The sequence below is a fragment of the Verrucomicrobiota bacterium genome (assembly GCA_039027815.1).
Lineage (GTDB): Bacteria > Verrucomicrobiota > Verrucomicrobiia > Verrucomicrobiales > JBCCJK01 > JBCCJK01.
Genome location: JBCCJK010000067.1, coordinates 1 through 7,800, shown reverse-complemented (window position 1 = coordinate 7,800; position 7,800 = coordinate 1). Strand labels below are relative to the sequence as shown.

Below are 7,800 nucleotides of genomic sequence, written 5' to 3'. Positions count from 1 at the left end.
TACCAGCCTCTCCCACGGCACTACTTCCTCCATCTCACCCAGGAACTTCGCCCTCCGCGTTACACGCTTCTTCCCTTCATACTCGGCTTGCGCAAAACTCAGCTGCTTTTCCATTCCTCTTCTCTACCACCCCCTTCTCCAACTCTCAATCTATCCTCCCACTCAAGAAGGGATTAAATCACCGTTTCTTAGTGGAGGCTTGGCGGCCTCCCCATTCTGCCTTAAATCAGGTCCATGCACGGGGGAGATCTTTTTTTGCAAGCGCTTCTTTTTCTTGGGGCGGCCGTGGTCACGGTGCCGATCGCCAAGCGCCTCGGCTTGGGTTCGGTGCTGGGCTATCTGATCGCCGGTGCGCTCATCGGTCCGCATGTCTTGCAATGGACGGGGGATGTCGAGGATGTCATGGGTTTCGCCGAGTTCGGGGTCGTCATGATGCTCTTCGTGATCGGCCTGGAGTTGGAGCCTCGGGCGCTCTGGCGAATGCGGGGGCCCATTTTGGGAACCGGCGGCCTCCAACTGCTTTTCACGACCTTGGTCATCGCGGGAACGGCTCTCCTCTGTGGCTTGGGGTGGCAGGCTTCCTTGGCCATCGGTCTTTTTCTTTCCCTCTCGTCGACCGCCATCGTGCTGCAGACGCTCGATGAGAAGGGCTGGCGGCAGCTCGAGGGCGGGCGACGCTCCTTCAGCGTTTTGCTTTTCCAAGACATAGCGGTCATTCCGATGTTGGCCCTCATTCCCTTGCTCGCGGTGGGGTCCGGGAAGGCGGCCCCTCATGCGGCCGACCAGGGTCACCACGGTCCCCCTTCGCTTTGGATCGATCTAGCGCCCAGTTGGGCGCAAGCGCCTGTGACTTTGCTCGCGCTGGCCACGATTTTCTTTGGAGGGCGGCTCTTGGCCCGCTTTGCCTTGTGTTGGATCGCCAAGGCGGAATTGCGAGAAGCCTTCACCGCCGCCACGCTCTTCCTGGTGGTCGCGATTGCTCTTCTCATGGTGCAATTGGGTCTTTCCCCGGCACTCGGGACCTTTCTGGCGGGCGTGGTCTTGGCTGATAGCGAATACCGGCACGAATTGGAATCCGATATCGAGCCTTTCAAAGGCCTCTTGCTGGGCCTGTTTTTCCTCACGGTGGGGGCGAGCATCAATTTTCCCCTCATCGCCGAAAAACCGGTCCTGATCTTGGGCCTGACTTTGGGCCTGATGGTGGTGAAGTTCGGGGTTCTCTTTCTGATCTCGGGGGGCCTCCGCATGGGCAATGACCAGCGCTTGCTCCTAGCGTTCTCCTTGGCGCAGGCTGGTGAGTTTGGGTTCGTTCTCTTTTCTTTGGCGCAGCAGAACGGGGTCCTGGAAGCGGCCTTGGCGGATCCTTTGGTGGCCGTGATTGCGCTGTCGATGGCTCTGACCCCCTTGGCTTTTCTTCTCTATGAAAAGGTGCTGCAACCCCACCTCGGAACCAAGGTGGCAGAAGGGCGGGAGGCCGATGAAATGGAAGAAGAGGAGCCGGTCATCATCGCTGGATTTGGTCGCTTCGGGCACCCCGTGGGACGACTGCTGCGGGCTCAGGGCATTGGGACGACGGTCTTGGAGTTCGACTCGGATCATGTGGAACTGCTCCGCGATCTCGGCCTCAAGGTCTTTTATGGCGATGCGGGGCGGGTCGACCTTTTGGCGGCTGCGGGAGCCGAGAAAGCCCGGGCCCTCATCATCGCCATCAACAAGGAGGACAAGTGCATGGAACTGGTGGAGAACGCGCGAAAGCACTTTCCTCAGCTAAAGATTTTCGCGCGGGCGTGCAGTCGCGATCACGCCTACCGGCTGGTGCAGGAAGGCGTCGAGCAGATCTATGTGGAACAGCTTGGCTCGTCGCTCGATTGTGCCCAAGGTGTCATGGAGATGCTGGGTTATTCCGAGGAGCGAGCTAAGAAAGTGGTCGCCCGCTTTCGACGCCATGAGGAAGAAGCCCTGCGCTCCTTGAGTGAAGTCCGGCACAATCGAGCGGACTACATCGATAGGGCGCGCAAACAGATTCAGGACATCACCGCCATCATGCGGGAGGATGAAAGCCTTTTGTAAAGAGCCAGAGGGCGTTTCTCCCCTCCGAATTTCAAATCCCGAGGACGGCATTCGCAATGACGAAGTAAATCGCAAGGCCGGAGACATCCACCAGGGTCGTGATGGCAGGGGAGGCGACCACTGCGGGGTCGATTTTGCAAGCTTTGGCCACCAAAGGAAGGGCCGCCCCGATGAGGGTGGAAGTCGTGACTTGCAGGGCGAGCGCCGCGGCCACCGCCACGCCGAAAAGCCAGGTGGGAACGGATTCAGGGAGGGGGGTCCCGGGCAGGAAAACGAGGATTTGGAGAGCGATGCAGAGGCCGAGGGCCGTGCCCATGAAGACGCCCAAGCGAAGTTCCTTCCACAAAACTTGCCCGAAGGCAGAGGGCGCCAGTTCGCCCACCGACATGGCGCGGATGACCATGGTGGAGGCTTGGCCTCCGGTGTTGCCGCCGGCCGCGACCACCATCGGGAGATAAAGCGCGAGCTGAAAGAGCCCCGTCAAGACCGCTTCAAATTGGATCATGACCCAACCCGAAACGATGGCTAGAAAAGCCAGCCCTAGCACCCAGGGAAATCGCCGCCGAAGGTGCGTCCAAATCTTGGTTTCCAGGTAGGTGACTTCCTCCGGGGCGGGGGAGATGGCGGCCATTTGCTCGATGTCTTCGGTCGATTCCTGCTCCAAGATGTCGACGGCATCGTCGTGGGTGATGCAGCCCAGGAAGGTGCGGTTTTCATCGACCACGGGGAGGGTCACGAGGTCATACTTCTGAACCATTTTGGCGGCTTCTTCCTGATCGGCCAGGGGATCGATGGTCAAGCGCACCGATTGCATGATTTCAGAAATGACCTTGCCCTGCTCAGCGAAGATGAGGTCGCGGAGGCGGAGTCGACCGAGGAGGCGATTGCGATCATCCACCACATACACGCGGGCAAGGACTTCGGCTTCTTTGGCGATGGAACGAAGCTCCTCGAAGGCTTCGGAGGCAGTCAGTTCGGGGCCGATGGTGGCCACCTCCGTCGTCATGCGCCCGCCGGCGCTGTCCTCGGGAAATTGGAGGAGGCTCTCGGTTTGCTCCTTGGCATCCCCGGAAAGCACAGAGAGGAAGTGCTCGCGAGACTCATCGTCTGAGTTTTGTAAGAAATCGACGCGATCGTCGTCCCCGATGCTTTCGAGAATCTCCCGCTGTTGCGATGCGGGGAAATGGTGGAGGAGCATCTCGGCGTCGGCATGATCGTCGAGATAGCCCATGAGCATCTGCGCCATCTCCTCATCGAGGTGGGAGAGGAAGCGATCCTTCTCGACCTCTTCCAAGTCGGCGAAAGTCTCTGCGATGTCGGCCGGGTGCCAATCGACAAAGATTTTTTCCGCCTCTGTCTGGGAAGAGATGTGGAGAATCCCTGGATCCGGTGGCTGAACGGTCGGCGTTTCCGAAGGCATGGCTCGAAAAGGAAAGTTCGGTTTCCTATCACAAGCCCTCCAGCGCCGCCAATCTCATTGTCGCTGGATCCACTGCAAGCCGGAAGGGCTGGCGATGGCGTCGAGCGGCACATCGTGGGGCTCGTGGGGGATTTTCGGAAGCAATTGGACATCGAAGGCCAAGCCCACCCTGGGGGTGTGGGGCGGGAGGGAAGCGAGAAAGCGGTCGTAGCAACCGCGCCCCCGACCCAGTCGGTGCCCCGTGGCGGGATCAAAAGCCAGGCCTGGCACCAGGACCAGAGTGAGCGCCTCGGCGGGGACTTCGAGGTCCTGATCGGGGTCGGCCTCGCCCACGCCGAGCGCTCCGGGAGGTCGATCTGGAAGGCTGGCGCCTACGTCATGAAAACGGAGTTGGTCCGGGTAGACCACCCGGCTAAGCGCCCAGCTGGCTCCGGAGGGGAGGAGCCAGTGGCGGGGGTCGGGCTCGCTCGGAAGCGGCAGGTAAGCGGCCACCAGGGAAGGAGAGTCGAGCGAGACTTCGTGAGCGAGGGCCGAAGCGATCAATCGCGACTGCCGATCCCGCTCTTGGGCGGAAAGCGCCCGCAGACGCTCGCCCATGTCCCGACGCAAGCTGTCTTTCAGAGGAAGGCTCACCCTCGCCATTGGGCCATGGCCTCCGGCATGAAGGCTCGCAAACGCTGGATGCGCTGCTCGTCCGAAGGGTGGGTGCTAAAGTAAGCGGGAACCTTCTTCCCTCCTCCCGCGCGCTGGCGGTAGGCGGCCATGCGCTTCCACAGCTCGATCGATTGGCGAGGATCATAGCCAGCTTGGGCCATGTAGAGGGCGCCCAGCTGGTCCGCTTCCAGTTCTTGACTACGACTAAACCTGAGAACGCCCAAGGTGGAGGCCGCCCCGACGGCCGCCACGGTGGTGTTGCGCTGGGTCGCGGCCGCGTCTCGCATGGCCACGCCCGTCAGAATGGTGGCGGCGGCCCCGAGGAGTTGGCTTGTCATGCGCTCGCCTCCGTGGCGGGCCACGACGTGGCCGACCTCATGGCCAATGACGGCCGCCAACTGGGCATCGTTTTGGACTAGCTGAAACATGCCCGTATGAATTCCGACCTTCCCGCCGGGCAAGGCGAAGGCATTGGGCGTCTGGTCTTCGAAGACCACAAACTCCCACTGGGAGCCGGGCATCCGCCTTTGAAAAATGGGCTCCAAGCGACGAGCGACCGAGCGCAGTCGGCCATTGTAGCTGGCATTGCTGGAGACTCGTTTGCTCTTCTTGTAGTTATTGAACTGGCTCACTCCCATCTTATTTTCCTGGGAGGCGGGGGTCAAGATGAGCTGCTTGCGACCCGTATCTTGGACAGTCGTGCAGGCCAGAAGTGTGGCTAGGGCCGCCAGAGGGAAAAAGAGCGAAACGATTCGATGCATGATTCTTAGCTATACAAAGTCGGGGTTGGATTGTCAGCCTCAAAACGGCCTTTTGACCGGGGCTGGTTTGTCGGCAGCATGAAGTCATGAAAGCCCTCTACCTGACCAACGAATTTCCGCCGAACATCTATGGGGGCGCAGGGGTGCATGTAGACTACCTGACGCGCGAAATGGCCAAGCTGTGCCAGGTGGAGGTGCGCTGCTTTGGCGAGCAGCAGGAAACGGGGCTCGGATTTCAGGTGCAAGGGTTCCTAGCACGCAAGAAAGGTTGGACGGCGCCAGCGGCCTTGCAATCAGTCTTTGGCGCGCTCGATCAGTGTCTTCAGTTCAACACAAAGGCCGTGGATGCGGATGTCGTGCACCTCCACACCTGGTATACTCATTTTGGAGGCATCCTGGCCAAGCTCAACTACGGCATCCCGATGGTATTGACGACTCATTCGTTGGAGCCGTTGCGCCCCTGGAAGCGAGAGCAACTCGGCGGGGGCTATGATTGCAGCCGTTGGGTGGAAAAGACGGCCATTGAAATGGCGGACGCGGTCGTGGCGGTTTCTGAAGGCACCAAAAAAGATGTTTTGGAACACTTCGAAGTCGATCCCGAGAAGATCCACGTGATCTACAACGGGATCGACCCCCAAGAATACCAACCAATCCAAGCGCCCGAAATCATCCAAGGTTTTGGCATCGATCCCGAGCACCCCTACATCCTCTTTGTGGGGCGCATCACCCGCCAAAAAGGCATCATCCACCTCGTGCGAGCGATCCGAGACCTGACCCCTGGGTATCAAGTGGTCCTCTGTGCTGGGGCCCCGGACACCCCGGAAATCGCCGAAGAAATGAAGCAAGCTGTGGCCGCGGTCCAAGCGGAGCGGGACGGGGTCTTTTGGTTGCAGAAAATGGTAGACAATCGAACTAAAATTGCCCTCTACTCCCACGCAGCGGTCTTCTGTTGTCCCTCTATCTACGAGCCTTTTGGAATCATCAACTTGGAAGCCATGGCCTGTGGCACCGCGGTCGTGGCGAGCGCGGTTGGGGGGATCAAGGAAGTCGTCTTGGATGGGATCACAGGATTTCTCGTGCCGGTGGAACAGGAGAAAGAGAGTCCCTTTGAGGCGCTTCACCCCGAACAGTTCTCGAAAGACTTGGCCGAAAAAATCAATGCCTGCTTGAGCGATGAGACACTGCGCGCCCGCATGGCCGAAGCAGGGCGCCACCGCGCCATCGAGGTTTTCAGTTGGCAGGCCATCGCCCAGAAGACGTTTGCGCTCTACCAATCCCTGCAAGGAAAATAAACCCTGCCCCGAGCCGCGCCGTCTCCGACTTCGCGGAAGTGATCGGAAAAAGGCAGGCAGGAAGATAGGGCAATCTCCCCGGATTTTGAACCCTGAATATTGAAGTGTCCGAAAGAGTGCTTTTTCTGAGAATGCAGCCTGATATCAGCCAAGACACCCACCCCTAAAATCACCCCGCCCAGCCTACCAGATAGACGCGCGATATCGTAAATGAATCCTTGAAATCACAAGGTTTGCAAGGCAGCTTCGACTGAAATTTGATTCTCGGATATCACCTCTTGAGGTGATGCGAATCAATACTGTTCGGCAAGGGAAATGAAGAAAACAAAACGAATTCTGACATTCATCACCGTAGCATATATTCTACTCACGGTGCCTGTGATGTTTGTCTTCACCAAGAGTGAATATGTTCGCTTTATAGCGATACAGATGGTCACGAACTGGAAAGGGAAGATTAATGGGCTCTCCGATGCATATATCGGGGATTCTATTACAGCCGGAGGCAGAAGCTGGAATGCACCTTTCGACGCCATAAATCTTGCCGGAGATGGCTACACCACATGGCAGATCGAGAATCAAATTGGAAGAGCGGAAAAATACGATCCAGACAATCTCCTCATCCTCGCTGGTACCAATGACATTCTAAGCAGGAGAATTTTTGATTTGGACCAGTTTGAGCGCGACTACGTCAATCTGCTAGACAGAGCTCTCGAAACCGGAAAACAAGTGTTTGTAACTCAGATTCCATATACAGCAGGAGAAGAAAGAATACAGACGATCTCAGATGCGAACGAAGTAATCATACGGTTAGCAGGGGCTCGGGACCTGACGACGATAGATTTAAATTCGACAGTCGCACCCAATGGCATTCTTCTTCCAGAATTTACCACAGACGGTGTTCATCTTTCTAGTCGGGCTTACTCAATTTGGAGAGAGAAGATACTGGATGCGAAAAAACAAAAAGCCGAACAAAGCAGTGGAGGCAACGGCTAACGCCGCGCCTCACTTTAGACGTTCGCTCAAGAAATGAAACCGAAAGTAATCTCTATGGTATCTGGCCTTCTATGGGGGCTACTTCCAGTTTATCTTCTGCAAGAAAGAAGCACTTGGGGAGCTGTATCGGACGTGCGTATTGTGGCACTTCTCTTTGCACCACTTGTAGGCTTATTTACCTACTACACCTCTCGATGGGTCTACAGAAAAAAGAATGGAATGAAAGTCCTCTGGTCTGTCGTTTCTGTCTATCTTTCAGCAGGTCTCTACGGAGTAATTTTAGCGACCTTAGCCAAAATGAATCTAGAGAATCCATCAGGAGAGCATGCTTACGAAATCGTGATAGCGATTTGGTGGGGCATCACTCTTATTCCAATTTTGTGGGTAATTTATCCAGCCTCCTTCTTGAATCACCTACTCGTAGCCAAATTTGAAAATAAGGAGCGAACCAGTCGAGATAGCCAACACCTAGGGAAACGCTGATTTAATCCCTTCTTGAGTGGGAGGATAGATTGAGAGTGGGAGAAGGGGGTGGTAGAGAAGAGGAATGGAAAAGCAGCTGAGTTTTGCGCAAGCCGAGTATGAAGGGAAGAAGCGTGTAACGCGGAGG

General features: G+C 57.1%; 8 protein-coding genes. 4 read left to right on the top strand and 4 right to left on the bottom strand.

What is annotated here, in order from left to right; translation table 11 throughout:
• Nucleotides 1-114 (bottom strand): IS5/IS1182 family transposase (locus AAF555_12065; GenBank protein MEM6912300.1); only part of this gene is annotated, 114 nt, incomplete at its 3' end.
• Nucleotides 115-234: 120 nt separating this feature from the next.
• On the opposite strand from AAF555_12065, the gene AAF555_12060 reads away from it, so the two are divergent.
• Entirely contained in the window at nt 235-2,070 is a 1,836-nt protein-coding gene (locus AAF555_12060; protein ID MEM6912299.1) for a monovalent cation:proton antiporter-2 (CPA2) family protein, read from the top strand.
• Between the two features lie 31 nt (nt 2,071-2,101).
• Here the strand turns inward: AAF555_12060 and mgtE are convergent, their stop codons facing one another.
• From mgtE to AAF555_12045, 3 genes are read right to left on the bottom strand one after another with little or no spacing between them, the layout of a single operon-like run.
• A complete protein-coding gene (gene mgtE, locus AAF555_12055; GenBank protein MEM6912298.1) occupies nt 2,102-3,490 on the bottom strand; it encodes a magnesium transporter in 1,389 nt (462 codons plus the stop codon).
• Between the two features lie 54 nt (nt 3,491-3,544).
• Complete coding sequence (locus AAF555_12050) at nt 3,545-4,123, bottom strand: 5-formyltetrahydrofolate cyclo-ligase (GenBank protein MEM6912297.1); 579 nt, start codon at nt 4,121-4,123, stop codon at nt 3,545-3,547.
• On the bottom strand, nt 4,120-4,905 hold the full coding sequence (locus AAF555_12045) for a M48 family metallopeptidase (protein MEM6912296.1): 786 nt from the start codon (nt 4,903-4,905) through the stop codon (nt 4,120-4,122). The genes AAF555_12050 and AAF555_12045 overlap by 4 nt, the downstream gene beginning before the upstream one ends.
• An 86-nt stretch (nt 4,906-4,991) precedes the next feature.
• Here AAF555_12045 and glgA point away from each other — a divergent pair, with 86 nt between their 5' ends.
• The 3 genes from glgA to AAF555_12030 all read left to right on the top strand — a co-directional run bounded on the left by glgA (nt 4,992) and on the right by AAF555_12030 (nt 7,673).
• Nucleotides 4,992-6,197, top strand: a complete 1,206-nt coding sequence (gene glgA, locus AAF555_12040) for a glycogen synthase (protein ID MEM6912295.1) — start codon at nt 4,992-4,994, stop codon at nt 6,195-6,197.
• 315 nt (nt 6,198-6,512) lie between these two features.
• Complete coding sequence (locus tag AAF555_12035; protein MEM6912294.1) at nt 6,513-7,190, top strand: GDSL-type esterase/lipase family protein; 678 nt, start codon at nt 6,513-6,515, stop codon at nt 7,188-7,190.
• A 33-nt stretch (nt 7,191-7,223) separates the two neighbouring features.
• Nucleotides 7,224-7,673, top strand: a complete 450-nt coding sequence (locus AAF555_12030; GenBank protein ID MEM6912293.1) for a hypothetical protein — start codon at nt 7,224-7,226, stop codon at nt 7,671-7,673.
• Nucleotides 7,674-7,800: the final 127 nt, after the last annotated feature.